Below are 26,413 nucleotides of genomic sequence, written 5' to 3'. Positions count from 1 at the left end.
CGGGGACCTCGCCCTTCAGGGCCACAGCAGCTCCCGCACCCAGCCGCCGTCGTCCGCCCGGCGGTAGCGGAGCCGTACGTGCCGTCGCCGGGCGTCCCCCTGGAAGAACTCCACCTCCTCGGGGACGAGCCGGTACAGCGTCCACGACGCCACCGGCGCCGCGGGCTCGCGCTGAGCCCGCTCCCAGGCCGCCTCCGATGCGTCTGCCAACTCCGCCACCGAACCGAGGACTTCGCTCTGCCGGCCGGTCAGCGCGGCGGCGAGGGCGCCGGTCGAGCGGGCGTGCAGATCCGCCTGCCCCGCCGCGGACGGCGCGGCGGCCACCGCCCCGCGCACCCGCACCTGGCGGCCCAGCACCGGCCAGTAGAAGCCGAGGGCGGCGTACGGGCGGGCCGCCAGGTGGCCGCCCTTGCGGCTGTGGGAGTGGCTCGCGAAGGACCAGCCGTCCGCGTCGGCGCCGTGCAGCATCACCGTCCGTACGTCCGGCCGGCCCTCCGCGTCCGACGTCGCGAGGGACATGGTGTGCGGCTCGGTCTGCCCGGCCGCGACCGCCTCGGCGAACCAGGCGGTGAACAGGCCCAGGGGCGCCGGGGGCGCGGTCGCCGGGTCGAAGGCCCGCAGCTCGGTGACCGCGTCGTCCCACACCCGCAGCGACCTCAGCAGCTCGTGAAGATCGGTTCCCATGGGCCGATTGTCGCGCGGCGGGGCGGCCCGGCCGCTCAGACCGTGCCGAGGTCCGACGACACCCACCGCTCGGGACGCATCCGTACGACCACCATCGGGCCGTGGTTCTTCCAGGAGAAGTCGACGTATTCGTCCACCTTCTCGGCGGGCAGATAGCGGGCCGAGATCTCCCGGAGCCGTTCGACGGTGGCGGGCTCGGAGCCGGTCACCGGTCCCTCCACGGACACGTACCTGATGGTGGGTTCGAGCCGGTCGACCATGAGGGAGAACCGGCCCGCCGCGCCGATGAGTTCGTTCTTGCGGGAATCCCGGCCCGTCAGAATCCACACGGTGCCGTCGTCCTCGTACTGGTACCAGATCGGCACCGTGAGCGGCGCTCGTCCTTCTCCCGCGTCCACCGCCAGCGCGGCGATGTGGGGTTCGGCCAGGAACTGTGCACGTTCTTCGCGGGTCAGGGCCATGCGGGACTCCTCGGGCGACTCGGAAGTGACTCCTGCGGAACTCCTGAGAAGCCACAACCGTTCGACGGCTCGGATCATTCCGAGCGGATGACGGCGCAGAGGCGGAAGAGGCGGAAGAGGCGGAAGAGGCGATGGGGAAACGGTGGAGCGGTGCGGCGATAGGAGCCGTCGTGCTCGCGGGCTCGCTCACCGCGTGCGGCGGTGCCGCCGGCGGGGCGCCCGACAAGCCCTTCATCACCGCGCCCGAGGTGTTCTATCTGCGTCCCCACGGCGACAAGGCCGGACCCCGCGACAAGATGCCGTACTCCCTGGTCGCCGAGGACACCGCGGGGTCCGGTGCGCGCACGCTCACCGCGGAGGTGCCGAAGAGCGCCGAGAAGACCGTGGTGCTCCGCAAGTACGGCGGCTGCAAGGGCAGTTCGACCCGTGTCACCTGCGAGGTCGACGCCGACTACAGCAACTGGTCCGACGCGCCCCGCGCCAAGGTCGTCGCCGCCGAGGGCGCGAAGACCGGCGACTCGGCCGTGGTGACGTACACGTACACGACGAAGGGCGGCAAGAAGCTCACCGCGCGGACCCGGTTCGTCGTCGGCGAGCCGGTCGTCGAGGCGGTGGCGCCGGAGTCGGTGCAGGGGGTGCGCCCCGGCTCCCGCCTCACCGCGCCCGTCGTCGTCCGCAACACCGGCGAAGTACCCGTCCGCGGCCTGGGGCTCGAACTGACCGTCGACGGCTCGGAGTTCACCGAGCGGTACGCCAACTGCCGTTACCCGCGGCTCCAGAAGGGCCACGTCGCCGTCTGCGAGTTCCCGGACCTGACGCTCGAACCGGGCCAGACCGTCACCCTCAGCCCGGCCCTGCGCCTGCGCACACCGCGGGCGCAGATGTACACCTCCTACCGCAGGGCGGTCTGGGCGCTGGACATGGGCCCCGGCCACTACGCGACGGTCCACGAGGGCGGCGACCACGGTGACGGCCCGGCGCTCAGACCCGAGCCCACCGGCAAGCACAGCGGCGACGCCTTCGTGGCGGGCGGCGGCTCCACCTACGTCGTCCTCGACACCCACGCCGACTACGAGGTGTCCGCCGTGAACCTGAAGGGCGCCCCCGGCGACAGGAAGACCTTCGAGATCGAGGTCCGCAACAACGGCCCCGCCGACGTGGGCTCCCCGGTCCGGCTCGTCTTCGAGCCGCCGCTCGGCACGTCGGTCGTCGAGCAGCCCATGACGGAGTACGACGACGGCGTCTACGAGCCGTACTGCAAGAGCGACGGCTCCGCCTACACCTGTGACGTGCAGGCCCTGGAGCCGGGGCAGACGCACCCCTTCGAGTTCACGGTGACCCTCGGCGAACCCGGCGCGGGCACCCTGACCCTGGAGGACAAGAAGCCGTCCAGCCCCTGGGACGTGGGCCGCCGGGACCCGGATACGGGCAATGACACGGCCGTCGTCAGGGTGTCGCGGTGACGGTCCGGTCGGGGTGTCGCGGTGACGGTCAGGGCAGGGGGGCGCGGTGACGGATCAGCCCCGCCCCAGCACCACCGTCCCCGACGAGCAGAACCAGCCCCCGGTGCCGGACGCCACCGCCAGTTCCGGCAGTGATCCGTCCGGGCGGCGGACCTGACGTTCCCCGGCCTCGCCGCGCAGTTGCCGTACCGCCTCCACCAGGAGGAACAGGCCCCGCATTCCGGGGTGCTGGGCCGACAGGCCGCCGCCGTCCGTGTTCACCGGGAGCGCCCGGGACTGGAGGTACGCCCCGCCCTCGCCCTTCTTGCAGAAGCCGAGGTCCTCCAGGGTGACCAGCGTCATGTAGGTGAACGCGTCGTAGATCTCGGCCAGTTCGATGTCGGCCGGGCGCACCCCGGCCCGCTCGAAGGCCAGGCGTCCGCTCACCGCCGCCGGGGACACCGTGAAGTCCGGCCACTCGGACATCGTGGCGTGCGAGACGTGCTCGCCGGTGCCCAGGATGCGGACGGGTGCCCCGCGGCTGTCGCGTACGTACTCCTCCGCGGCCAGCAGGACCGCCGCCCCGCCGTCGGAGCGGATGCAGCAGTGCAGCTTGGTGAAGGGGTCCGCGATCATCGGGCCGGAGAGCACGTCGTCGACCGTGATCGGGTCGCGGAACATCGCCTCCGGGTTCAGCGCCGCGTTCGCCCGCGCCTGCACGGCCACCTCCGCCAACTGCTCGATCGTCGTGCCGTGTTCGATCATGTGGCGGCGGGCCGCCATCGCGTACTTGGCGATCAGCGTGTGGCCGTAGGGGACCTCGAACTGGAGCGGGCCGCGGGCGCCGTAGGAGAGGTTCCCGGTGCGTCGGCCGGCGCGGATGTCCGCCCGCGCCGTCGAGCCGTAGACCAGCAGGACCGCGTTCGCGTGCCCGGCGGCTATCGCGTCCGCCGCGTGGGCCGCCATCACCTCCCACGTCGAGCCGCCCACCGATGTGGAGTCGACCCAGGTGGGGCGCAGGCCCAGGTACTCGGCCACCTCGACCGGCGCCAGCAGCCCCGTGCCCGCCGACGCGAAGCCGTCCACCACGGACCGGTCGAGCCCCGAGTCCGCCAGCGCGCGCCGGGCCGCCTGGGCGTGCAGGCGGTACGGAGTCGCGTCGTCCACCCGGCCGCAGTCGGAGAGGGCGACGCCGACCACGGCGACCTTCCGGGTGCCGGCCGTCCTGAATGCGGCAGCCATGAATGACCTCTCCCTCGCTCTGTGCTTATCGACCCGCCGCTCCTAATATGACGGACCGTCAGATCCGGAGGGAAGGGGTCGCCATGGACGCCGGCTTCACCGCCGAGCAGGACGAGATCCGCCGTACCCTGCGCGAACTGCTCCAGAAGCGGTGCGGGCCGGAGGAGCTGCGGGCCGCCGTCGACAGCCCCGCCGGGCACGACCCGGCCCTGTGGGCGGCCCTCTCCGACCAGCTCGGCCTGCCCGGACTCGCCCTGCCCGAGGCGTACGGCGGGGTCGGCTGCTCCGTCACCGAGCTCGCCCTCGCGGCGGAGGAGACGGGACGGGCCCTGGCGCCCTCGCCCCTGCTCGCCACCGCCGTCCTCGCCGCCCCGCTGATCCTGGCCCTCGGCACCGGGGCCCAGCGTGCGGACCTGCTGCCCCGCATCGCGTCCGGCGCCCTGACCGCCGCCCTCGCGGCCCCCGCCGCGGGCCTCGCCCTGACCGGCGACCACCGCGGGGACTGGGCCGGAGGCGGGCGCGCCGGGGGCGTGCAGGCGCGGCGGGCGGAGTCGGGGTGGACGCTGTACGGGGAGGTCGGGCCGGTGCCGGACGGGCACAGCGCGGACCTGCTGCTGGTCGCCGCGCACACCGGCGGATACGCCCGCTCCCGCATCCTTCTCTTCCTCGTCCCCGGCGACGCCGCCGGACTCGTCCGCACCCGGCGGACCGCCCTCGACGCGACCCGGCCGCTCGGCGGCGTCCAACTGCGCCAGGTGGCGGCCGAGGTGCTGGGCGACGAGGGGGGCGCGGACGTGCCCGGCGCCCTCGCCCGGGCCGGTGACGGCGCCGCCGCCGTCCTCGCCTGCGAGGCCGTCGGGGCCGCCGGCCGGGTGCTGGAGCGGACTGTCCAGTACGTGCAGCAGCGCGAGCAGTTCGGGCGGGCCGTCGGCTCCTTCCAGGCGGTCAAGCACCGGCTGGCCGACGTGTACGTCCAGGTGCAGGCGGCCCGGTCGGCCGCGTACTACGCGGCCTGGGCCACCGCCCGCGGGGAACGCGTCGGGGGCCTCGCCCTCGCCCAGGGACTGGAGGCGCTGCGCGCCGCCGCCGGTGAGGCGATCCAGCTGCACGGCGGCATCGGCTTCACCTGGGAGCACGACGTCCACCTGTACTTCAAGCGGGCCGCCGGTGACGAGCTGCTGTTCGGGCCGGTGCACCGGCTGCGGGCGCACGCGGCCGACGCGGCGGCCCTGTTCACGGCGACGGAGGTGCCGGTGTGATCGGCGAGAAGACGGTGCAGCGCATTTCGTCCACGCGGGGCTTCGCCAAGGTCGCCCCGCATGTCATCCCCGCCCTCGACCGGGCCGTCCACCGGCTCACCCGGGGCCGGGTCATCCTCAGCGCCCAGATGCTGCCGGGCGTCATCCTCACCTCGACGGGCGCCCGCAGCGGCCAGGCCCGCCGTTCGCCCCTCGCCTGCATGCCCGAGGAGGACGGCAGCTGGATTCTCATCGGCTCCAACTTCGGCCGGCCCGGCCACCCCGCCTGGACCGCCAACCTGCTGGCCCACCCCGACGCCGAGATCAGCTGGAAGGGCGCCGACATCGCGGTGACCGCCCGGCTGCTGGAGGGGGAGGAGCGTGCGGCCGTGTGGAAGCGGCTGCTGGTCTTCTGGCCGCCGTACGCGACGTACCAGGCGCGGGTGGAGCGGGAGATCCGGGTGTTCCGGCTGCAGCGGCGGTCGTAGCGCGGTCTGCCGCGGCGGTCATGGCGAGGTCTGCTGCGCCGGGTCATGGCGAGGTCTGCTGCGCCGGGTCATGGCGCGGTCTGCTGCGCCGGGTCATGGCGCGGTCTGCCGCGGCCGTCACAGCGCGGCAGGCGGCCGCCCACGGAAGTGGACAGCCGCCTGCCAGACAGGACTTGGGGTCCGGTGACGGAGGGACGGTTACTTCGTCGGCTTCTTGCCGGTCACGCCCAGGTGCACCAACAGCGCCAGGTTCGGCTTGAGTTCGGCCTGCTTGACGCCCCAGGTCTGGAAGCCCTTCTGGTGCGAGGCGACGGCCGCGAGCATCGCGACCAGCGAACCGGCGACCGCCGCCGGGTTCACGTCCTTGTCGACCTTGCCCTTGGACTGCAACTCGGCCACCGAATCGGCCAGGGAGTTGTTGACGGAGTTCAGGATCTTCATACGGAGCTTGTAGAACCGCTTGTCGCCCTCGGCGGCCCCGAGGTCGACGACCCTGAGGATCGCGTCGTTCTTGCGCCAGAACTCCAGGAAACCGTCGACGAGTTCCTGCGCGGTCGTCCAGCCCGCCTTGCCGACCCATGAACGGCCCTCCAGCAGAGCGGTCAACTGCCCGCCCTCGGTGGCCATTTGCTCGGCGATCTCCAGGACGGCGCCCTCGACGTCCGGGAAGTACTGATAGAAGGTGGCGGGCGAAGTGCCCGCCTTCCGGGCGACATCGATGACTTTGACGTCCCGGTAAGGGGAGGAGCTGAGCATCTCGCTGAGGCAGTCGAGCAGCTTCTGCCGGGTCGCCTGCCCACGCCGGCCGGCCACGCGGCCGTCGACGGTACGCACTTGTCCTGTCATGCCGTCAGCTTACCGAGGGGTGATCGGAGCGCGATTCGGCCGACTGCAAATGGGGTGCACGAGCTTCGGGAGGCGGGTGTGCCTGGTCCTGCGGGGTGCGTGGGTCGCCGTTAACTTGGCGGTATGGCCGAAAACAGGGCATCCGCAGACAGATCCGCAGGCGGGTACGGCGAGGGCGTCCCGTGCTGGGTGGACGCGCAGCTCCCCGACGTCGAGGCGGGCAAGCGGTTCTACGGCGAGCTCTTCGGGTGGACCTTCGAGGAGCGGCGCCACGGCGCCGTATGGGCGCTGCACGAGGGCCGTCCGGCCGCCGCGCTCACCCGCAAGACGGACGGGCGGATGCCCACCGTGTGGACGGTGTACTTCGCCACCCCCGACATCGAGGGCCTGGCCGACCGGATCTGGGCGGCCGGCGGGCAGGTGGTCACCGCGCCCATGCCGGTCGCCGACCTCGGCACCGGCGCCCTGGTCACCGACCCGGACGGCGCCGTCTTCGGCCTGTGGGAGCCGGACACCCACCCCGGCTTCGGCGCCCGGCACGAGCCCGGCACCTTCGTCTGGGCCGAGCTGTACGCCCGCGACACCGAGGCCGCCAACACCTTCTACGGCGGGCTCTTCCACGACGCCCTGTTCGGCCCGGACGCCGACCCCGACTTCGGCCGCGCCCCGGTCTCCGACGTCTTCCCGGCCGAGATGCCGCCGCACTTCCTCGTCCACTTCGGGGTCGCGGACTGCGACGCGGCCCTCGGGGCGGTGAGCCGGCTCGGCGGGCGGGTCCAGGCGCCACCCTTCGAGACGTCCTACGGCAGAGCGGCCGTCGTCACCGACAATCAGGGGGCGTCCTTCGCGCTGCTGGAGCGCCCGGCCCGGGAGTCCGGACCGTGAGGGCGGGCGTTTTGGCGTGAGACATCCCGATAGGTACCCGGGTTCGCCACCAGGCCGTCGGCCAGGAAGAATCGGGGTGCGTGCCGCCATGGCGGTGCGGTGGTGAGACGCTGCACGGGGTCGCGTACATAAGGATGTGACGTGGCCCGTACGGGGAGGTGGCAGGCAAGTGGTGGATCAGCTGACGCAGCACGATCCGCGGCGGATCGGGCCGTTCGAGGTGCTGGGACGGCTGGGTGCCGGCGGCATGGGGCTGGTCTATCTCGCGCGCTCGGCGTCCGGCCGGCGCGTGGCGATCAAGACGGTCCGGACGGAGCTCGCCGAGGACCAGCTGTTCCGGGTCCGCTTCACGCGCGAGGTCGAGGCGGCCCGGGCCGTCTCCGGCTTCTACACCGCGGCCGTGGTCGACGCCGATCCGCGCGCCGCCGTGCCGTGGCTGGCCACCGCCTACGTCCCCGCGCCCTCGCTCGAGGAGATAGTGAACGAGTGCGGGCCGATGCCGGCCCAGGCGGTGCGCTGGCTGGCCGCGGGCGTGGCCGAGGCCCTCCAGTCGATCCACGGCGCGGGCCTGGTCCACCGTGACCTCAAGCCTTCCAACGTCCTCGTCGTCGAGGACGGCCCCCGGGTGATCGACTTCGGCATCGCCTCCGGCGTCTCGAACACCCGTTTGACGATGACGAACGTCGCCGTCGGCACCCCCGCCTACATGTCCCCCGAGCAGGCCAAGGACTCCCGGTCCGTCACCGGCGCGAGCGACGTCTTCTCGCTCGGCTCGATGCTGGTCTTCGCCGCCACCGGCCACCCGCCCTTCCACGGCGCCAACCCGGTCGAGACGGTCTTCATGCTGCTGCGCGAGGGCCCGGACCTCGAAGGCCTCCCGGACGAGCTGCGCCCGCTCATCGAGTCCTGCATGCAGATGGAGGCCGCGGCCCGCCCCAACCCCGCCGACCTCCAGGCCCAGCTGGCCCCGCACCTCTTCGGCTCCGGCTCCGACGACAGCGGCACGGCCTCGGCCTGGCTGCCCGAGCGGGCGGTCGGCCTGATCGAGGCCCGCCGCAACGGCCGCCCGGCCGTGAAGCCCGGCCAGGCCGGACGCAGCGGCGGCGGCCGGGTCGCCCCCGTGCCCCCGCCGCCCTCGCACGACCCGGTCGTCCCGGCCCGCGTCCCCGTCGGCGCCCCCGACACCGGCCCGGTGCGCCTGGCGGGCGCCCCGGTGCCCATCGGGCCCGGCCCGCGCGTCGCCGACGCCCGCGCCGCCGCCGTGAAGGCGCCGCCGCCGGAGGCCGGCCTGGTGGCCAGCTGGTCCAAGCCGCGCCCCGGGGTCAACGGCACGGACGGTGCCGTAGGCCCTGCCGTACCGGCACCGCCCCCGCTCGCCCCCGAGACGGCGTCCGGCTGGCGCCCCTGGCGTTTCCGCATGTCGAACGACGTGTGGGGCACCCCGTCCGTCGCCGGTGACCTCGTCTACGTCACCTCCTTCGAGGTGCACGCCCTGGACGTGGCGACCGGGCGGCGCAGCTTCAAGACACGGGACGTCGCCTGGTCGATGGCGGTCGCGGACGGCCGTATCCACGCCTCCGACGGGCCCACCCTGTTCGCCCTGGAGGCCCGCGAGGGCGGCGATCTGTGGCGGCTCCAGACGGACGCCTGGGTGTACTCGCTCAAGGCCGAGCGCGGCACCGTCGTCACCGGCACCCGGGGCGGCGGCGTCCAGGGCTGGGAGGCCTCCACCGGCCAGAAGCTGTGGGAGATCACCGGCGCCCAGACCGACTTCGAGTCCCCCGAGGCGGGCCCGGCCCTCCACGAGGGCACCGTCTACGTCTGGCAGGACGCCCGGCTGCGCGCCCTGGACGCCCGCACCGGCGACGAGCGCTGGTCGTACCCGATCGGCGACGCGGCCTCCTGCGGCGGGGTGCCGGTCCGGGTCACACAGGCGCCGGACGGCTATGTGTACGTCTCCGCCGGCACCCGCGTCCTCGCCCTGGACGTCGCGAGCGGCCATGTGAAGTGGCACTTCGAGGCCCCGGCGGTGTTCCTGTGCCCGCCCGCCTTCGTGCCGGGCCCCGCGGTCACCGGCGGCGGGGTCTACCTGGCCGACTACCTCGGCACGGTGTACGCCCTCGACGCCGCCGACGGCCGCGACCGCTGGCGCATCGCCACCGAGGCGCGCTCCTCCATCGAGCCGGTACTGGTGGCCGCGGGCCACGTCCACGTGGGCAGCGGCAAGGGCCTCTACACGCTGGACGCGGTGACCGGTACGCCCAAGTGGCGGTTCCAGGCGGGCGGCGACATCGTGGGCGCCCCGGCGGTGGCGGAGGGCCGTATCCACTTCGGCTCCACCGACCACCTGCTCTACACCCTGAAGGCCGACGACGGCCGCTTGCGCTGGAAGCTGGCGACCGGCGGCGAGATCACCGGCGCCCCGGTGGTCAGGGACGGCGTCGTGTACGCGTGCAGCAAGGACCGCTGTGTGTACGCGCTGGACGCGGAGAAGGGCACGGGGACGGCCCGCACGGCCTGACGGGGCACAGCCCGGGACGGCCGTCGTACCGAGCGCTCGGAAGGGGTTCCGGACGGCGGCCGTCGATTCGGCGAGAGGGTGCACGCCTTCTTCACCGCTCTCACACCCGACGCTACGCCCGGGGCGGGAGGGGCGCCACGGGACGACTGCTAACGTGACGTGTTCACGATCAAGCAGGCGCTTTTGTCGCCTTTTTCTACGGGGGAACAGTGGTGAAGCTTCGCCATGTCCGCGCGGTGGCCGTCTTCGTCGGAGTGGTGGTCGCGCTGACCGGCGCGCGGCACTCGTCCGGTGCCGGATGCTCGGGTCACAGCTCCAACTCGGACAGCTCGTCGCACAGTTCGACGGGCGGCAGCGGCAGCCACCACGACGATGACGACGACTCCCTCCCGGGCGGCGGCGGTGTCCCGGAGACCACGCTGGGCCAGTCGACGCAGGACGTGACGATCAAGGAGTGCCGGGTCGAGGACCAGGGCCTGGTCGCCGACGTCCGCGCCACCAACAGCAGCACGACCGCGACGAACGACTACATGATCGAGGTCGTCTTCAAGGACGCCTCCGGCACCACGGTGGCCACCGAGCACAGCGGCCTCTTCGGCGTCGCCCCCGGCGCCTCCGACTCCGTCCTCGTCACCGCGGCCGGCACGACCGTCACCGACGGCACCTGCGAACTGGGCGAGGCGCAGGCCGTCAGCGCGTCCTGAACCCCGGCCGGCGGGCGGAGAACAGCTCCGCCTGCCGGTCGTCCGGCAGGTTGCCCAGCGCGATCAGATGCGGTGCCTGCGCGAACCCGGCGGCCAGAGCGGCCTCCCTGGCCGCCCACAGAGCCCGCACCGTGCCCTGCACACCGGCCGAGGGCTGCTCGGCGATGACGGCCGCGCGCGCGACCGCCGCGTCCAGCACCCCACCCGGCTCGCTGAGTTCGGAGACCAGCCCGATCTCGTACGCCCGCCGCGCGGACATCCGCTCCGCCGTCCCCATCAGCATCATCCGGGCGACCTCCCCGTACGGCATCCGCTGCGCCATGAGCACCGACTCGTACGCGCTGACCATGCCGTAGGTGGTGTGCGGGTCGAAGAAGGTGGCGTCGGGGTCGGCGACCACGAACTCGCTCTCGCCGAGCAGATAGAAGGCGCCCCCGCAGGCCATGCCCCGCACGGCGGCGACGACGGGCTTCCACAGGTCGTTGGACTTGGGGCCGACCCGCAGGAGCGGATCGTCCGCCATGTAGGGCGAGTCGGGCTGCGGGACCTCGGCGTCCCGGTCGAGCCCGGTGCAGAAGGCGCGCTCCCCGGCACCGGTGAGGACGATCGCCCGCACGGCGTCGTCGAACCGCAACGCCCGCCAGGCGGCGCGGAGTTCGTCGCGCAGTCCGAGGTCGATGGCGTTCAGGCGGTGGGGCCGGTCGAGGGTGACGACGGCGACGCCGGTGTCGTCGTCGGCGCTGACCCGAAGGCTCATGACCGCTCCGGCACCCACTGCGGCAGCCCGCTCGCCGGGTCGCACACGAACCGCACCCTGGCGCCGATGCGCACCCGGTCGGCGGGCAGCGAGTTGACCGCCGCCCCGGCCTCGGCGACGAGATTCCCGACCAGCCGGACGCGCGGCGCCTCCTCCAGCTCGACGACGATCACGTTGTACGGGGCCAGCGCGGCGTAGTCCGGCAGCAGCGGCGGGTGCGGGACGACGTACGACCAGACACGGCCGCGCCCGGAGACGGGCCGCCACTCGGCGTCGAAGGACCGGCAGTGCGGACAGCAGGGGCGCGGCGGGAAGCGGAACTCGCCGCAGCCGGCGCACGCCTGGACGCGGAGTTCGCCCTCGGCGGCGTACTGCCAGAAGGGCGCGCCTTCGGGGTCGATGACGGGGGAGAGCATGGTGTGTCTCCTTCAGTTCCTCAGCAGGAGCGCGGACGTCGGGACACCCTCACCGGCGGTGACCAGGCAGGTGGCGGCGCCCGGGACTTGGGCGGTACTGCTGCCTCTGAGCTGCTTCACCCCTTCGTTGATGAGGTTGAAGCCGTGGACATAGGCCTCGCTGAGCCCGCCGCCCCCGGTGTTGACCGGCAGCCGCCCGCCGATCTCCAGGGCCCCCTGCTCGGTGAAGGCGCCGCCCTCCCCGCGCCCGCAGAAGCCGTACCCCTCCAGGGAGAGCGGGACGAGGGCGGTGAACGCGTCGTAGATCTGGGCGACGTCGACGTCCTCGGGGGTGAAGTCGGCGTGCTTCCACAGGTGTCGGGCGGTGGCCCAGGACGGGCCGGTCAGGGGGTCGTCGTTCCAGTAGTTGACCATGCCGTGGTGCTGGGCGGGCAGCCCCTGGGCGGCGGAGTGGACGTAGACGGGGGCCTGCCGGCAGTCCCGGGCCCGCTCCCGGCTGACGACGACACACGCCAACGCTCCGTCGGTCTCCAGGCAGTTGTCGAAGAGGCAGAGCGGCTCGCTGATCCAGCGGGAGGTCATGTACATCTCGCGGGTCAGGGGCCGTTCGTACATGACGGCCGCCGGATTCTGGTTGGCCCTGTTCCGGCAGGCGAGGGCGACGTTGAAGAGGTGGTCGCGGGTCGCGCCGTACTCGTGCATGTACCGGCGCGTCAGCATGGCGATCTCGTCGACGGGCCGCAGGAGTCCGTAGGGCCGGGTCCACTGGGCCGGCGTGGGGAGTTGGGTGACGGTGTTGCGCCAGGGGCGGGGCCCTGAGCCGCGCTTGCGGGACCGCCAGGCGACCCCGACCGTGGCCTGCCCGGCGGCGATGGCGGCGGCGAGGTGCGCGACGGTGGCACAGGACCCGCCGCCCCCGTACCCGACCCGGCTGAAGAAGGTGAGATCCCCGAACCCGACGGCCTTCGCGAGCTCCACCTCGTCGGTCTCCTCCATGGTGAAGGAGGCGAGGGCGTCGACCTCGCCGGGATCGATCCCGGCGTCGTCGAGAGCGGCGACCACGGCACGGCAGGCGAGGGCGCGTTCGTCCTCCGCGAGCTGTTTGGCGAAGGGGGTCTGTCCTATCCCGACGATCGCGGTGGCGTCCTTGATCCCGGCCATGCGCACACACCTCCGCACTGCTGAAGGGCTGCTGACAGGCCGTCAGGGTACAGCTAATCTGACGGGTAGTCAGCTCCGGGGTTGGGAGGCGTGCTGTGCGCGGTGATCTGGAGTGGGGCGGTATTCCGGGACTCGTCCGGTCCGCGGTCGAGCGGTACCCGCAGGCCGAGGCGGTGGTGGAGGGCCGCACCCGGGTGACGTACGCCGAACTGGGCGCCCGCGTGGAACGCGCGGCGGCGGCCTGTCTCGCGAACGGCGTCGAACCCGGCGACCGGGTCGCGATCTGGGCCCCGAACTCCCTCGACTGGATCGTGGCCGCGCTCGGCGCGGTGTCGGCGGGAGCGGTCCTCGTCCCCCTGAACACCCGCTACAAGGGCACGGAGGCGGCGGACGTGCTGCGCCGCAGCGGGGCGCGGCTGCTGTTCGTGACGGGGACGTTCCTGGGGACGTCGTACGTGGCGTCGCTGCGACGGGCGGTGGGGGAGGGCCGCCCGGGCCTGCCGGCCCTGCAACAGGTGGTCGTCCTCTCGGACGACGCCCCCGCCGAGTACCGCACCTGGAAGGACTTCCTGGCGAGCGGGGAGGGGGTGGGGTCGGCGGAGGTGCGCGAGCGGGCGGGCGCGGTCGGGGGTGCCCACCCGTCGGACATCGTCTTCACGTCCGGCACGACGGGCCGCCCCAAGGGCGCGGTGATCACCCACGCGCAGACGCTCCGGGCGTACGAGATCTGGAGCGACCTGGCGGGGCTGCGGCCGGGCGACCGCTATCTGATCGTGAACCCCTTCTTCCACACCTTCGGCTACAAGGCCGGCGTGCTCGCCTGCCTGATGCGGGGCGCGACGATGATCCCGCAGCCGGTGTTCAACGTGGACACGGTGCTGGCGAACGTGGCGTCGGAGGCGGTGTCGGTCCTCCCGGGCCCGCCGACCCTGTTGCAGTCGCTCCTGGACCACCCGGCCAGGGCGTCGTACGACCTCTCGGCCCTGCGGCTGGTGGTGACGGGCGCGGCGGTGATCCCCCTGACGCTGGTGGAGCGCCTGCGGGACGAGCTGGGCGTGGGCACGGTCCTGACCGCGTACGGCCTCTCGGAGGCGAGCGGCATCGTCACGATGTGCCGCCGCGGCGACCCGCTCCCGGTGATCGCCTCGACGTCCGGCCGGGCGATCCCGGGCACCGAGGTCCGCGTGGCGGCCCCGCCCGGCGAACCCGGCGAGGTCCTGGTCCGCGGCTTCAACGTCATGCGGGGCTACTTCGAGGACGAGGCGTCGACCGCGGAGACGCTGACGCCGGACGGCTGGCTGCGCACGGGCGACGTGGGCGTCCTGGACCCCGACGGCAACCTCCGCATCACCGACCGCCTGAAGGACATGTTCATCGTCGGCGGCTTCAACGCGTACCCGGCGGAGATAGAGCAACTGCTGGCCCTGCACCCGGACGTGGCCGACGTGGCGGTGATCGGCGTACCGGACGCGCGCCTGGGAGAGGTCGGCAAGGCGTACGTGGTGCGCCGAAAGGGCGCGGCGCTGACGGCGGAAGCCCTGATCGCCTGGTCCCGCCGAGAGATGGCCAACTACAAGGTGCCGCGCTCGGTGGAGTTCCTGCCACAACTCCCCCGAAACGCAGCCGGCAAGCTGACGAAACCCACCCTCCGCCGCCAGGCGCAGACCGGCGAGTGGTGACTCTGTTACGCCGCGGACTCCGCCGACCTGCGCTTTTGCGGGCCGTGCCTGAGACAAAGTCACCACTCGCCTGGGGCCGATCGGACCTGGGTGATCAGGTGGTGGGGGGTGTGGACAACGGCGGGGCTGTGGACGCGGCGCACGGCGGGCAACCAGCCCCGACACACCTCGGCCGCGGCGGCTCCCCCTCCGCGCCGCCGCGGCCGATCCCCGTGCGGGAAAAGGTTCCTGTGGGTCAGGCCGGGTTGTCCGTGGCGTGGACGTTGTCCGTGGTGGCCTCGCCCGTGTCCGCGCTCAGCTTGAGCGGGTCGCTGGTGGCGTGCACGTTCTTGATGGTGACGGGCTCGGTGGTGGCGTGGACGTTGTCGGTCGTCGCGTCGCCGGTCGGCTCGCCCGTGGCGTGCACGTTGTCCGTGGTGGTCTCGTCGCTCATGTCCTGGCTCCCCTGACAGTGTGGTGCGATGGATGAACTGGATCCGCCCGGCAACTCCCCCGCGGGTTGCCGGGCGGATCAGCTGGGCCGGTTCACCCTAGAGGTCCGGCCCGTCGTCGCTCCGTCTGCCCCCCGACGCGACGGCTCGACACAGTTGAGAGTGCCGGGTGGCGATAAACGAATGATGAACGCGTGTTTGTGCCGGTCAGCGGCATCCGGCTCAGGCAACCGCCTGCGGTTGCAGCAGGCTTCGCACCTCGCCCGCCTCCGCCGAGCCCAACGTCTCGAAGATCTCCAGGGCTTCACGCCAGCACACCTGGGCCCGGCCGAGCTGACCGATCCCGGCGAGGGCCCGGCCGAGCACCGTCAGGACGTTGCCGTGCCGCCACTCGCCGCCGATGCCGCGCAGCAGGCTGAGCGCCGTCTCGGCGTGTGCCGCCGCCTGAGCGGGACGCCGGGCCGCGAGGTCCAGCTCGGCGAGACGGAACAGGGTCATGCCCTCCCAGAGGCGCTGGCGGCTGTCGCGGAAGATCCGCAGGGCCTGCTGAAGGCACTCGGTCGCCTCCGCCAGCCTGCCGCTCTGGGTGAGGGCGAGGCCCAGGGCGTAGCGGCCGTTGGCTCCCTTGAAGGCGTGGTCCATGTCGTCGTACATGGCCGTGCCCTGCTGTGCCAGCTCGACCGCGCTCTCCGTCCGCCCGGTGGCCAGATGGATGCGGGACAGGTTGCACAGGGCGCTCGCCTCGCCGGGGCGGTCGCCCAGGGCCCGGAAGCTCTCGATGGCATGGGTGAAGTACGCCATGCCCTCTTCGTTCCGGTTCTGGTAGAGCGCGATCACCCCGCCGATGTTGGCGGCCCAGCACCCCGTGAGGGGGTCGCCGGCCTCGCGGGCCAGTTCGGAGGCGCGCTCCGCCTCCTGGGAGGCGGTGTCGAACCTGCTGTCGGAGTGCTGGTGCACGAAGGCGAGCGCCACCGAGGACCGCGCCTCCGTGCGGGTGTCACCGGCTTTCTGGGCCACCTCGCGCAGCAGCGCCGCGACGGCCTCGTACTCCTTGGAGTTGGTGCCGGACTCCGCCAGGTCGACGGCGGCCCACAGCACGTCGACGGCCCGCCGCAGCGAACCGGCCTGGGCGGACTGCCGTACGCACGCCAGCAGTGAGATCGCCTCCGCGTACAGCCAGTCCTGGGCCGCGTGCCGGTCCGAGAAGACCAGCCCCGGGTATCCGGCGGGCTCCAGGTGCTCCACCAGCCGGTCTCCCGGCCGCTCGATCAGGTACACCCCGCCGACCGTCGCCAGATAGAAGTCCAGCAACCGCGACAGCGCCGCCCCCCGCTCCTCCGGCGGCCACTCGTCCCGTTCCGCGCACGCACGCGCGTAGAGCCGCACCAAGTCGTGAAACCGGTAGCGGCCGGGAGCCGCGGACTCCAGCAGTGAGGTGTCCACCAGGGACTCGAGGACGTCCTCGGTGGCCTCGACGTCCAGGTCCAGCATCGCCGCCGCGGCGGCCAGCGAGATGTCCGGGCCGTCCGCCAGTCCCAGCAGCCGGAACGCGCGGGCCTGGGCCGGCTCCAGCTGGCCGTAGCCCAGCTCGAACGTCGCCTTCACCGCCAGGTCGCCCGCCTGGAGCTCGTCCAGGCGTCGGCGTTCGTCCGCGAGCTTCGCCGCCAGGACCGACACCGTCCAGGTGCGGCGGGCCGCCAGCCGGGACGCCGCGATGCGGATCGCCAGCGGCAGGAAGCCGCACGCCGCCACCACGTCCAGCGCGGCGTCCCGTTCCGAGGCCACCCGCTCCTCGCCGACGATCTTCGTGAACAGGTGCAGCGCCTCGTCGGGGGACATCACGTCCAGGTCCACCAGGTGGGCGCCGGCCAGGTCGACCATCCGCACCCGGGACGTCACCAGCGCCGCGCAGCCCTCCGTGCCGGGCAGCAGGGGGCGGACCTGCGCCGCGTCCCGCGCGTTGTCCAGCAGGACCAGCACCCGTCTGCCGTCCAGCACCGAGCGGTAGAGCGCCGCCCGCTCCTCCAGCGAGTCCGGGATCGCCGAGTCCGCCGTGCCCAGCGCCCGCAGGAACGAGCCCAGGACCGTCTCCGGTTCCGCCGCCCGCTGCCCCGCGCCCTGGAGGTCGACGTACAACTGGCCGTCGGGGAAGGCCGAACGGGCCTGGTGGGCGACGTGGACGGCGAGGGTCGTCTTGCCCACGCCGCCGATGCCCGCCAGCGCCGACACCGCCATCACGCGGCCCTCCGAGGACGCCAGCACCTCGCCCAGCTCGGCGACGAAGGACGCCCGGCCGGTGAAGTCCGGTACGGTCGCCGGAAGTTGGGCCGGGCGGACCGGGGCCGCCGAGGGCTCCGTACGCGGCGACGACGGTTCCGCCAGGCCCGGGTCCGCCTGGAGGATGCGCTGCTGGAGCTCCTTCAGCCCCGGCCGCGGGTCGACGCCCAGCTCGTCCGCCAGCAGGCGCCGCGTGTCCGCGTACACGGCGAGGGCCTCCGCCTGGCGCCCCGAGCGGTACAGCGCCAGCATCAGCAGCTCGCGCAGGCGCTCCCGCAGGGGGTGCGCGGCCGTCAGGGCGGTCAGCTCCGAGACCGCCTCCGCGTGGCAGCCCTGCTCCAGGTCCATGTCGAGGCGGGATTCGAGCAGTTGCAGCCGCCACTCCTCCAGCCGGACCCGCTGCGAGGAGGCGTACGGTCCCGGCACCCCCGCCAGCACCTCGCCGTCCCACAGCGCCAGCGCGCGGCCGAGCACCTCGCGCGCGTGACACAGGTCCCCTGCGCCGCGGGCCTTCTCCGCCTCGGCCGCCCACTCCTGGGCCACCGTCACATCCAGCGCGCCCTCGCCGAGGGAGCGGATCGCGTAACCGCCCGCGTCGCTCACCAGGACGCCGGGGTCGAGGACCTTCCGCAGCCGGGACGCATACGTCCGGACGGCCGCGAGGGCCTGCGACGGGGGTTCCTCGCCCCAGAGGGCGTCGATCAGTTCGGCCGCGGTGGCCGTCCGGCCCTCGCGCAGCAGCAGGGCCGCGAGCAGGGCCCGTTGCTGGGGGGAGCCCATGGCCAACGGCTCCTGGCCGCGCCAGGCGCGCACCGGTCCGAGCACGCTGAAGCGCAGCGGCGGCACGGACTCCGTCGAGGAGCCGGGACGCCGCTGCTCAGGCACCCGCGGTACACCTTCCATCGCCGTCCCCTTAGACACAGACCCGGTCAGACACAGTGAGCAACCCCGCCAGACACAGTGGGCAACCCCGCCAGTTTGCCTTGTTCATGGCAGATGCGTCAGCTCTGGAGAGAGTGATCACAGGTAGGCGCGCGGTAAATCACAAGCCCCCCACGCCCCCTCCGCACACGTGCGGGTGCGGTCCGGGGCGTTTTCCGCGCAGAAACCACCACGAGCAGGCGCCGTCGCCGTAGCTGACGGGTCGTCAGATCGGCGCTACGGTGGCCCCCATGGAGACCGCCACCGGAAACACCTTCCCGTTGATCATCTCCGTCGACGACCACACCGTTGAGCCCGCCGACGTCTGGCAGAACCGGCTTCCGAAGAAGTATCTGGACGTCGGTCCGCGCGTAGTCCGCGCCCCGCTGAAGGAAATGACCTTCCTGGGCGGCCGGTTCAAGCCCGTCATGGGCACCCCGGGGCAGACGGACGGCCCGATCGGCGACTGGTGGGTCTACGAGGACCTCCATCGCCCCCTCACCCGCCTCGACACCGCCGTCGGCTGCAGCAGGGACGAGATCAAGCTGGAGATCATCACCTACGAGCAGATGCGGCAGGGGTCGTACGACGTCCCCGCCCGCCTCGCCGACATGGACGTCAACCACGTCCAGTCCGCCCTCTGCTTCCCCACCTTCCCGCGCTTCTGCGGCCAGACCTTCACCGAGGCGTCGGACCGCGAGCTCGGGCTGCTCTGCGTCCAGGCCTACAACGACTGGATGGTGGAGGAGTGGTGCGGCCCCGCCGCCCGCGGCCGGCTGATCCCCCTCACCCTCATCCCGCTCTGGGACGCCGAGCTCGCCGCCGCCGAGGTCCGCCGCATGGCGGCGAAGGGCGTCCGGGCCGTCGCCTTCTCCGAAATACCCCCGCACCTCGGCCTGCCGTCCGTCCACACCGACGCCTGGGACCCCTTCCTCGCCGCCTGCGACGAGACCGGCACCGTCATCGCCATGCACATCGGCTCCTCCAGCCGTATGCCGTCCACCTCCGCCGACGCCCCGCCCGCCGTCGGCTCCACCATCACCTTCGCCAACTGCTGCTTCTCCATGGTGGACTGGCTGATGAGCGGCAAGTTCGAGCGCTTCCCGGACCTGAAGGTGATGTACGCGGAAGGGCAGATCGGCTGGATCCCGTACATCCTCGAACGCGCCGACGTGGTGTGGGAGGAGAACCGCGGCTGGGGCGGGGTCGCCGACAAGGTCCACCGCCCGCCGTCCGAGCTCTTCGCCGAGCACGTCTACGGCTGCTTCTTCGACGACGCCTTCGGGCTGCGGAACCTGGACGCCATCGGCGTCGGCAACGTCCTGTACGAGACCGACTACCCGCACTCCGACTCCACCTGGCCGAAGTCCCGCGAGGTCGGTGAGGCGCAGATGGGGCACCTCGCCCCCGACGTCGTCGACCGCATCGTCCGCGGCAACGCCATCGAACTGCTCGGGCTCACGCCGGACGGGCTGTGGGGCGGTCCCCGGTGATCGAGTACGGCATCCAGCTCCCCGTCCAGTCCCAGAGCACGCTCTACACCGAGCCCTGGGAGGCCGCCGCGGGCCCGGACGACCTCGTCGCCGTGGCCCGCGCCGCCGAGAGCGCCGGGTTCGGCTACGTCGCGAGCTGCGACCACGTCGCCATCCCGCGCCGCCTCGCCCCCGCGATGAGCACGGTCTGGTACGACCCCGTCGCCACCCTCGCCTATCTGGCCGCCGCGACCGAGGACATCCGGCTGCTCAGCCATGTCGCCGTCGTCGGACTGCGGCACCCGCTGCTCACCGCCAAGCAGTACGCCACCCTCGACCACCTGTCGAACGGTCGCCTGATCCTCGGGGTCGGGGCCGGGCACGTGGCGGAGGAGTTCGCGGCGCTGGGGCTGGACTTCCGGCAGCGCGGGGCCCTGCTCGACGAGTGCGTCGACGCGCTGCGGGCCGCGCTGGGGCCCGAGGAGTTCCCCGAGCACCACGGCAAGTTCTACGACTTCCAGGGCCTGGGCCAGCGGCCCCGCCCCGCCCAGCCGCACGTCCCGGTCTGGGTCGGCGGCTCCTCGCCCGCCGCCGTCCGGCGGGCCGCGCTCAAGGGCGACGGCTGGCTGCCGCAGGGCGACCCCAGGGACCGGCTGCCCGCGCAGATCGCCGAGCTGACCCGGCTGCGCGAGGAGGCCGGCATCGGGGAGCCGCTGACCGTCGGCGCCATCGCCGAACCCCTGTACATCGGCAGGCCCGGCTGGGACGTCGGCCGCCGCACCCTCACCGGCACCGCCGAGGAACTCGCCGAGTCCCTGCGCGCCTACCGGGCGATGGGCGTCCACCAGATCCAGGTGCGGTTCCGCAGCCGCGCCCGCACCGAACTCACCGACCAGATAGCGGCCTTCGGCGCCGAAGTGGCGCCCCACCTCTGAGGAGATGCCGGATGGGCAAGCTGGACGGACGCGTCGTCATCGTCACCGGCGCGGCGCGCGGACAGGGAGAGCAGGAGGCCCGGCTCTTCAGGGCGGAGGGGGCCGAGGTCGTGGTCGCCGATGTGCTCGACGAGCCGGGGGAGGCGCTCGCGCGGGACATCGGGGCGCGGTACGTCCATCTCGACGTCGGCGACGAGGAGCAGTGGCGGTCCGCGGTGAGCGTCGTCAAGAACGCCTTCGGGCGCGTGGACGGCCTCGTCAACAACGCCGGCATCCTGCGCTTCAACTCCCTCGTGGACACGCCCCTCGACGAGTTCATGCAGGTCGTCCGGGTCAACCAGGTCGGCTGCTTCCTCGGCATCAAGACCGTCGCGCCGGTGATGGAGGACGGCGGCACCATCGTCAACACCGCCTCTTACACCGGCCTGACCGGCATGGCGGCCGTCGGCAGCTACACGGCCAGCAAGCACGCCGTCCTCGGTCTCACCCGGGTCGCAGCCCTGGAACTCGCGGACCGCCGCATCCGCGTCAACGCCCTGTGCCCCGGCGCCGTCGACACCGCGATGGCCAACCCGGCCCAGCTGGACCCGGACGCCGACGCGGAGGGGATGAGCCGGGCCCTCGACGAGCTGTACCGCAAGCTCGTGCCGCTCGGCCGGATCGGACGGCCGGAGGAGGTGGCGCGGCTGGCGCTGTTCCTGACGTCGGACGACTCCTCGTACATCACGGGACAGCCGTTCGTGATCGACGGCGGGTGGCTGGCGGGGGTCAGCGTCATCTGACGTGCCGTCAGCTATTGACCTTTCTGACGGGACGTCAGAAAGTCTTAGGACTCACAGGACTAGTAGGACTCACCTGGACTGGGGACGGTGAACCGCCTTGGAATTCGGGCTCTTTGTACAGGGATACGTGGGCAAACGCGCCGAGACCGATCCGCTCGCGGAGCACAAGGCGCTGATGGAGGAGACCGAGTACGTCATCCAGGCGGACACGTCGGGCTTCAAGTACGCCTGGGCCTCCGAGCACCACTTCCTGGAGGAGTACTCGCATCTGTCGGCCAACGACGTCTTCCTCGGGTACCTGGCGCACGCCACGGAACGCATCCACCTCGGGTCCGGGATCTTCAACCCGCTCGCCCAGGTCAACCACCCCGTGAAGGTCGCCGAGAAGGTCGCCATGCTCGACCATCTCTCCGAGGGGCGCTTCGAGTTCGGGTCCGGCCGCGGCGCCGGCTCGCACGAGATCCTCGGCTTCCTGCCCGGCATCACCGACATGAACTACACCAAGGAGATCTGGGAAGAGACCATCGCCGAGTTCCCCAAGATGTGGCTCCAGGACGAGTACGTCGGCTTCCAGGGCAAGCACTGGCAGCTGCCGCCGCGCAAGGTCCTGCCCAAGCCGTACGGCAAGTCGCACCCGGCGATGTGGTACGCGGCCGGGTCGCCGCCGTCGTACGCGATGGCCGCGAAGAAGGGGCTCGGGGTGCTGGGGTTCAGCATCCAGAAGGTGTCCGACATGGAGTGGGTGCTGGAGCAGTACAAGAACTCCGTCGTGAACGCCGAACCGGTCGGCGACTTCGTCAACGACAACGTGATGGTGACGACCACGGCCATCTGCGCGCCCACGCACGCCGAGGCGATCGAGATCGCGGTCAACGGCGGGCTGCACTACCTGCCCTCGCTCGTCTTCCGCTACCACGACACCTTCCCGCGGCCCGAGGGGTTCCCGGTGTGGCCGGAGACCCTGCCGGAGTACACGCCGGAGTTCGTGGAGCTGCTGATCGAGGAGGAGCTGCTGATCTGCGGGGACCCGGCCGAGGTGCTCACCCAGTGCAAGCGGTGGGAGCAGGCGGGCGCGGACCAGCTGAGCTTCGGGTTGCCGGTGGGGGTGCCGAAGGAGGAGACGCTGCAGACGATCCGGCTGATCGGGGAGCACGTGATCCCGAAGATCGACACGGACCCGGTGCACCGGACGACGAGGTTCCGGCAGAGCGCGTAAGGGGGTTCAGGCAGCATGCTCGACCACCTCATCAAGGGCGCGACCGTCGTGGACGGTACCGGTGCGCCCGCCCGCATCGCCGACGTCGGCCTCCGCGACGGCCGGGTCGTCGCGATCGGTGCAGGGATCACCGCCGAAGCCGCCACCACCGAGGACGCCACCGGCCTCGTTCTCGCCCCCGGCTTCGTCGACCCCCACACCCATTACGACGCCCAGCTGTTCTGGGACCCGTACGCCACCCCCTCCCTCAACCACGGCGTGACCACCGTCGCGGCCGGGAACTGCGGCTTCACCCTCGCCCCGCTGCGGCCGGGGGACGCCGACTACACCCGCCGGATGATGTCCAAGGTCGAGGGCATGTCCCTGGTCTCCCTGGAGGAGGGGGCACCCTGGAGCTGGGAGTCGTTCGGGGAGTACCTGGACGCCCTGGAGGGGCGGATCGCGGTCAACGCCGGTTTCATGGTGGGGCATTGCGCCCTGCGCAGGTACGTCATGGGGCCGGACGCCGTCGGCGGGCAGCCGAGCGACGAGCAACTCGACGCCATGCTCCGGCTCCTGCACGAGGCCATGGACGCCGGTGCCTGGGGACTGTCCACCACCCAGTCGACCACCCACTCCGACGGCGACGGCAAGCCGGTCGCCTCCCGGCACGCCCGCCCCGCCGAACTCGTCGCGCTCTCCCAGGCGGTCGGCGAACACGAGGGCACACAGATCGAGGCCATCGTCGCCGGGTGCCTCGACCAGTTCAGCGACGCCGAGATCGACCTGTTCGTGGAGATGAGCGCGGCGGCCGGGCGGCCCCTCAACTGGAACGTGCTCACCGTCGACGCCACCGTCCCCGAGCGCGTGCCGCGCCAGCTGTTCGCGAGCGAGCGGGCGCGCAAGGCGGGCGGCCGGATCGTCGCCCTCACCATGCCGATCCTCACCCCGATGAACATGTCCCTGGGCACCTTCTGCGCGCTCAACCTCATCCCCGGCTGGGGACCGGTCCTCGGCCTGCCCGTCCCCGAGCGGATCGACAGGCTCCGCGACCCGGAGGTACGGGCGGGGATGCTGGAGCGTGCCCGGTCCAAGGAGGCCGGCGTCTTCCGGCGGCTCGCCGACTTCGGTCGGTACGTCATCGGCGACACGTACAGCGAGGCCAACCGCGGGCTGAGCGGGCGGGTCGTACGGGACATCGCGGCGGAGCGAGGACAGGACCCCTTCCACTGCCTCGTCGAGATCTGCGCCGCCGACGGCCTCCGTACCGTCCTGTGGCCCATGCCCACCGACAACGACCCCGCCTCCTGGGCGCTGCGCGCCGAGACCTGGCAGCACGAGGACGTGCTGCTGGGCGGCTCGGACGCGGGGGCGCATCTGGACCGGATGTGCGGGGCGCCGTACACGACCCGGTTCATCGGGGACTGTCTGCGGGGGCGGAAGCTCGCGACGCTGGAGCAGGCGGTGAAGATGCTGACCGACGATCCGGCCCGCCTCTTCGGGCTGCGCGAACGCGGACGGATACAGGAGGGCTGGCATGCCGACCTCGTGCTCTTCGACCCGGAACGGATCGACGCGGGCACGGCCACCCTGGTGCACGACCTGCCGGGCGACAGTCCGCGGCTGGACTCCAAGGCCATCGGGATACGGGCCGTGTGGGTCAACGGCATCGAGGCGATCCGGGACGACGTGGTGAGCGGGGCGGTCCCCGGGAAGGTGCTGCGCTCGGGACGGGACACCCGGACGGTGAGCACCCGGTGAGCTCGGGCGGCGGGCACCCGGCGGGACCGGGCGGTGGGCGGGCGGTCAGTGAGCGGCTGTTCATCGGGGGTGAGTGGACCGAGCCCGAGGGCGGCCACTACGCGGTCGTCGACCCGGCGACCGAGGAGACCGTCGGGTGGGCGCCGGAGGCCTCGCGGGACCAGGTGCGGGCGGCGTGTGCCGCGGCCCGCGAGGCCCTCGGGCCGTGGTCGCGCACGTCTCCCGAGGAGCGGTCGGCGATCCTGGGCCGGGCGGCCGGGGTCATCGCCGAGCGTTTCGCGCCGTACGCCGAACTCGCCCAGGCGGAGACCGGTGCCACCACCGGCACCGCGCGGGCGATGCAGGTCGGTGTCGGGGTCGCCCGCTTCCGGCGGTACGCGCGCGTGGAGAGCGCCGAGTGGGCGATCCCGCCGCAGATCAACGAGGCCGGTCCGATGGGGAGGGCCGGGGTGATGGGCGCGCTGGCCGTCCGCCAGCCCGTCGGGGTCGTCACCTGCATCACCTCGTACAACAACCCGTGGGCCAACCCGGCCGGCAAGATCGCCCCCGCCCTGGCGATGGGCAACACGGTGGTCGTGAAGCCGGCCCCGCAGGACCCGCTGTCGGTGTACCGGATGGCGGAGGCGCTGGAGGCGGCCGGGGTGCCGAGGGGCGTGCTGAACGTCGTCTCCGGCCGCTCGGCCGGGGTCGGTGAGGCGGCGGTGGACTCCCCGGACGTCGACATGGTCAGCTTCACCGGCTCCACGGCGGTCGGACAGCGCATCGCCGAGGTGTGCGGGCGCGGCATGAAGCGGCAGCTGATGGAGCTGGGCGGCAAGGGCGCGGCGGTCGTCTTCGACGACGCGGACCTCGCCTCGGCGGTGGCCGGCATCGGCACGACCTTCTCCTTCTACAGCGGACAGATCTGCACGGCACCGACGCGTGTGCTGGCCCAACGGGGGGTGTACGACCGCCTGGTGGACGGGCTGGCCGGATACGCGGGGCGGCTGAAGGTCGGGGACCCGCGCGAGCCGGACACGGTGGTGGGGCCGGTGATCTCCGCCGCGCACCGGGAACGGGTCGAGTCGTATGTGGAGCTGGGGCGGAAGGAAGGGGCGACCGTCGTCGCGGGCGGGGAGCGGCCGTCGTACGAGCACGGCTTCTACGTCGCCCCCACCCTCCTCGCGGACTGCACCCCCACCATGCGCGTCGTCCGCGAGGAGATCTTCGGACCGGTCGTCTCCGTGGTCCCCTTCGACGACGAGGAGGAGGGCATCGCCCTCGCCAACGACTCCGACTACGGCCTCATCGACTACGTCTGGTCCGCCGACGTGGCCCGCGCCTTCCGGGTGGCCCGGCGGCTGCGGGCGGGCGGGGTCGGTGTGAACACGGTCGGGCGGAACATGGAGGCGCCGTTCGGGGGGTTCAAGAGGAGCGGGGTCGGACGGGACGTCGGCTCCTACGCGCTGCACGCGTACAGCGAGGTGCAGGCGATCGTGTGGCCCGGGTGAGGTCCGGCTGATTCAGAGCGCGGCGAGCCGGTCCACCAGCAGTTCCAGTCGCTGTTCGGTGTATTCCGGCGGCAGCCTCCGTGTGCGGGTGAGGGTCGCGATGCCGTGCAGGCATGCCCAGAACAGCTCGGTGAACAGCCCCGGGGCGATGCCGTCCCCGGCGACCTCGCCGAGGCACTCCAGCAGGGCGGCGAAGGCGTCCTTGAGCTGCTCCGGGGTGTCCTCCTGCGCGTACGCGAGGCCGCCGTCGAGCTGGAACAGGGCGTCGTAGACGGCCGGGTTGTGCTCGGCGAAGTCCAGGTAGGCGCGGGCGAGGGCGGTGACCCGGGCGCGCGGGCCGTCGGCGGAGGCGGTCGCGGCGCGCATCGCGAGGGCCATCTCGGTGGCGCCCTGGAGGGCGACGGCGCCGATGATCTCCCGTTTGCCGCGGAAGTGGCTGTAGAGGACGGGCTGGCTGTATTCGATGCGCTCGGCGAGGCGGCGGGTGGTGACCGCGTCCCAGCCCTGCTGCTCGGCGAGTTCGCGGGCTGTCGCCACGATGAGGCGCTCGCGCTCGGCCCGTTCGCGCTGCTTGCGTTCTTGTACCGACATGATTCGATCCTAGCACCGCTAGACAATCGAGCGG

The 26,413-nt window shown here is 72.5% G+C and carries 23 protein-coding genes; 13 read left to right on the top strand and 10 right to left on the bottom strand.

All coding sequences use genetic code 11. The features are described 5' to 3' along the window. Positions 1–15: 15 nt before the first annotated feature. Complete coding sequence (locus DI272_RS20365) at positions 16–684, bottom strand: pyridoxal 5'-phosphate synthase (RefSeq protein WP_109496747.1); 669 nt, start codon at positions 682–684, stop codon at positions 16–18. A 35-nt stretch (positions 685–719) separates the two neighbouring features. Beyond that, positions 720–1,145 (bottom strand): pyridoxamine 5'-phosphate oxidase family protein, encoded by a 426-nt coding sequence (locus DI272_RS20360; protein ID WP_109496746.1) that lies wholly within the window; start codon positions 1,143–1,145, stop codon positions 720–722. Positions 1,146–1,276: 131 nt separating this feature from the next. Between DI272_RS20360 and DI272_RS20355 the strand changes: the two genes are divergently transcribed. Then, entirely contained in the window at positions 1,277–2,608 is a 1,332-nt protein-coding gene (locus DI272_RS20355) for a DUF11 domain-containing protein (protein WP_146238372.1), read from the top strand. 54 nt (positions 2,609–2,662) lie between these two features. Here the strand turns inward: DI272_RS20355 and DI272_RS20350 are convergent, their stop codons facing one another. Then, entirely contained in the window at positions 2,663–3,829 is a 1,167-nt protein-coding gene (locus DI272_RS20350; RefSeq protein WP_109496744.1) for an acetyl-CoA acetyltransferase, read from the bottom strand. 83 nt (positions 3,830–3,912) lie between these two features. Between DI272_RS20350 and DI272_RS20345 the strand changes: the two genes are divergently transcribed. Continuing rightward, positions 3,913–5,088, top strand: coding sequence for an acyl-CoA dehydrogenase family protein (locus DI272_RS20345; protein WP_109496743.1), 1,176 nt, complete (start codon positions 3,913–3,915; stop codon positions 5,086–5,088). Then, positions 5,085–5,555, top strand: a complete 471-nt coding sequence (locus DI272_RS20340) for a nitroreductase/quinone reductase family protein (RefSeq protein WP_109496742.1) — start codon at positions 5,085–5,087, stop codon at positions 5,553–5,555. Before DI272_RS20345 ends, DI272_RS20340 begins: the two co-directional genes overlap by 4 nt. Before the next feature lie 198 nt (positions 5,556–5,753). On the opposite strand, the gene DI272_RS20335 is transcribed toward DI272_RS20340, so the two are convergent. Then, positions 5,754–6,389: a TetR family transcriptional regulator gene (locus DI272_RS20335; RefSeq protein WP_079310070.1), complete on the bottom strand. Its 636-nt coding sequence runs from the start codon at positions 6,387–6,389 to the stop codon at positions 5,754–5,756. 135 nt (positions 6,390–6,524) lie between these two features. Between DI272_RS20335 and DI272_RS20330 the strand changes: the two genes are divergently transcribed. The 3 genes from DI272_RS20330 (at position 6,525) to DI272_RS20320 (ending at position 10,511) form a co-directional block, all read left to right on the top strand. Further along, positions 6,525–7,286, top strand: a complete 762-nt coding sequence (locus tag DI272_RS20330; RefSeq protein WP_109496741.1) for a VOC family protein — start codon at positions 6,525–6,527, stop codon at positions 7,284–7,286. A gap of 169 nt (positions 7,287–7,455) precedes the next feature. Then, a complete protein-coding gene (locus DI272_RS20325; protein ID WP_109496740.1) occupies positions 7,456–9,807 on the top strand; it encodes a PQQ-binding-like beta-propeller repeat protein in 2,352 nt (783 codons plus the stop codon). Between the two features lie 212 nt (positions 9,808–10,019). After that, the gene (locus DI272_RS20320) at positions 10,020–10,511 is read left to right on the top strand and encodes a hypothetical protein (RefSeq protein WP_109496739.1); all 492 of its coding nucleotides are present in this window, start codon (positions 10,020–10,022) and stop codon (positions 10,509–10,511) included. Here the strand turns inward: DI272_RS20320 and DI272_RS20315 are convergent. Genes DI272_RS20315 through DI272_RS20305 form a run of 3 tightly spaced genes read right to left on the bottom strand, consistent with a single transcriptional unit; the run spans position 10,498 to position 12,845 of the window. Then, positions 10,498–11,268, bottom strand: coding sequence for an enoyl-CoA hydratase/isomerase family protein (locus DI272_RS20315; protein ID WP_181387256.1), 771 nt, complete (start codon positions 11,266–11,268; stop codon positions 10,498–10,500). The genes DI272_RS20320 and DI272_RS20315 overlap by 14 nt on opposite strands. After that, positions 11,265–11,684: a Zn-ribbon domain-containing OB-fold protein gene (locus DI272_RS20310; protein ID WP_109496737.1), complete on the bottom strand. Its 420-nt coding sequence runs from the start codon at positions 11,682–11,684 to the stop codon at positions 11,265–11,267. The genes DI272_RS20315 and DI272_RS20310 overlap by 4 nt, the downstream gene beginning before the upstream one ends. 12 nt (positions 11,685–11,696) lie before the next feature. Then, positions 11,697–12,845 (bottom strand): lipid-transfer protein, encoded by a 1,149-nt coding sequence (locus DI272_RS20305; RefSeq protein ID WP_109496736.1) that lies wholly within the window; start codon positions 12,843–12,845, stop codon positions 11,697–11,699. Positions 12,846–12,940: 95 nt separating this feature from the next. On the opposite strand from DI272_RS20305, the gene DI272_RS20300 reads away from it, so the two are divergent. Continuing rightward, the gene (locus DI272_RS20300; protein ID WP_109496735.1) at positions 12,941–14,524 is read left to right on the top strand and encodes a FadD3 family acyl-CoA ligase; all 1,584 of its coding nucleotides are present in this window, start codon (positions 12,941–12,943) and stop codon (positions 14,522–14,524) included. A gap of 235 nt (positions 14,525–14,759) precedes the next feature. Here the strand turns inward: DI272_RS20300 and DI272_RS20295 are convergent, their stop codons facing one another. Beyond that, the gene (locus DI272_RS20295; RefSeq protein ID WP_109496734.1) at positions 14,760–14,957 is read right to left on the bottom strand and encodes a hypothetical protein; all 198 of its coding nucleotides are present in this window, start codon (positions 14,955–14,957) and stop codon (positions 14,760–14,762) included. Between the two features lie 220 nt (positions 14,958–15,177). After that, entirely contained in the window at positions 15,178–18,135 is a 2,958-nt protein-coding gene (locus DI272_RS20290) for a BTAD domain-containing putative transcriptional regulator (protein ID WP_109496733.1), read from the bottom strand. A gap of 269 nt (positions 18,136–18,404) precedes the next feature. Between DI272_RS20290 and DI272_RS20285 the strand changes: the two genes are divergently transcribed. From DI272_RS20285 to DI272_RS20260, 6 genes are all read left to right on the top strand, one after another. Further along, on the top strand, positions 18,405–19,646 hold the full coding sequence (locus DI272_RS20285; RefSeq protein ID WP_109496732.1) for an amidohydrolase family protein: 1,242 nt from the start codon (positions 18,405–18,407) through the stop codon (positions 19,644–19,646). Then, positions 19,646–20,560, top strand: a complete 915-nt coding sequence (locus DI272_RS20280; RefSeq protein ID WP_109500940.1) for a TIGR03619 family F420-dependent LLM class oxidoreductase — start codon at positions 19,646–19,648, stop codon at positions 20,558–20,560. Before DI272_RS20285 ends, DI272_RS20280 begins: the two co-directional genes overlap by 1 nt. 11 nt (positions 20,561–20,571) lie before the next feature. After that, positions 20,572–21,342 (top strand): SDR family NAD(P)-dependent oxidoreductase, encoded by a 771-nt coding sequence (locus tag DI272_RS20275; protein WP_109496731.1) that lies wholly within the window; start codon positions 20,572–20,574, stop codon positions 21,340–21,342. A 97-nt stretch (positions 21,343–21,439) separates the two neighbouring features. Next, positions 21,440–22,558, top strand: coding sequence for an LLM class flavin-dependent oxidoreductase (locus DI272_RS20270; RefSeq protein ID WP_109496730.1), 1,119 nt, complete (start codon positions 21,440–21,442; stop codon positions 22,556–22,558). 15 nt (positions 22,559–22,573) lie between these two features. Further along, complete coding sequence (locus tag DI272_RS20265) at positions 22,574–24,298, top strand: amidohydrolase family protein (protein WP_109496729.1); 1,725 nt, start codon at positions 22,574–22,576, stop codon at positions 24,296–24,298. Further along, positions 24,295–25,788, top strand: coding sequence for an aldehyde dehydrogenase family protein (locus tag DI272_RS20260; RefSeq protein ID WP_258314613.1), 1,494 nt, complete (start codon positions 24,295–24,297; stop codon positions 25,786–25,788). The genes DI272_RS20265 and DI272_RS20260 overlap by 4 nt, the downstream gene beginning before the upstream one ends. A 12-nt stretch (positions 25,789–25,800) precedes the next feature. On the opposite strand, the gene DI272_RS20255 is transcribed toward DI272_RS20260, so the two are convergent. Next, on the bottom strand, positions 25,801–26,379 hold the full coding sequence (locus tag DI272_RS20255) for a TetR/AcrR family transcriptional regulator (protein WP_109496728.1): 579 nt from the start codon (positions 26,377–26,379) through the stop codon (positions 25,801–25,803). Between the last annotated feature and the right edge of the window lie 34 nt (positions 26,380–26,413).

The organism is Streptomyces sp. Act143 (genome assembly GCF_003143935.1).
In the GTDB taxonomy this organism is placed as follows: domain Bacteria; phylum Actinomycetota; class Actinomycetes; order Streptomycetales; family Streptomycetaceae; genus Streptomyces.
This window is presented reverse-complemented; position numbering and strand designations above follow the sequence as displayed.

Coding starts and splice junctions, on each gene's coding strand:
- DI272_RS20310 (WP_109496737.1), bottom strand. CDS start 11,684: ATGCTCTCCCCCGTCATCGACCCCGAAGGCGCGCCCTTCTGGCAGTAC.
- DI272_RS20315 (WP_181387256.1), bottom strand. CDS start 11,268: ATGAGCCTTCGGGTCAGCGCCGACGACGACACCGGCGTCGCCGTCGTC.
- DI272_RS20275 (WP_109496731.1), top strand. CDS start 20,572: ATGGGCAAGCTGGACGGACGCGTCGTCATCGTCACCGGCGCGGCGCGC.
- DI272_RS20290 (WP_109496733.1), bottom strand. CDS start 18,135: ATGGAAGGTGTACCGCGGGTGCCTGAGCAGCGGCGTCCCGGCTCCTCG.
- DI272_RS20330 (WP_109496741.1), top strand. CDS start 6,525: ATGGCCGAAAACAGGGCATCCGCAGACAGATCCGCAGGCGGGTACGGC.
- DI272_RS20365 (WP_109496747.1), bottom strand. CDS start 684: ATGGGAACCGATCTTCACGAGCTGCTGAGGTCGCTGCGGGTGTGGGAC.
- DI272_RS20305 (WP_109496736.1), bottom strand. CDS start 12,845: ATGGCCGGGATCAAGGACGCCACCGCGATCGTCGGGATAGGACAGACC.
- DI272_RS20360 (WP_109496746.1), bottom strand. CDS start 1,145: ATGGCCCTGACCCGCGAAGAACGTGCACAGTTCCTGGCCGAACCCCAC.
- DI272_RS20285 (WP_109496732.1), top strand. CDS start 18,405: ATGGAGACCGCCACCGGAAACACCTTCCCGTTGATCATCTCCGTCGAC.
- DI272_RS20255 (WP_109496728.1), bottom strand. CDS start 26,379: ATGTCGGTACAAGAACGCAAGCAGCGCGAACGGGCCGAGCGCGAGCGC.
- DI272_RS20265 (WP_109496729.1), top strand. CDS start 22,574: ATGCTCGACCACCTCATCAAGGGCGCGACCGTCGTGGACGGTACCGGT.
- DI272_RS20345 (WP_109496743.1), top strand. CDS start 3,913: ATGGACGCCGGCTTCACCGCCGAGCAGGACGAGATCCGCCGTACCCTG.
- DI272_RS20350 (WP_109496744.1), bottom strand. CDS start 3,829: ATGGCTGCCGCATTCAGGACGGCCGGCACCCGGAAGGTCGCCGTGGTC.
- DI272_RS20355 (WP_146238372.1), top strand. CDS start 1,277: ATGGGGAAACGGTGGAGCGGTGCGGCGATAGGAGCCGTCGTGCTCGCG.
- DI272_RS20295 (WP_109496734.1), bottom strand. CDS start 14,957: ATGAGCGACGAGACCACCACGGACAACGTGCACGCCACGGGCGAGCCG.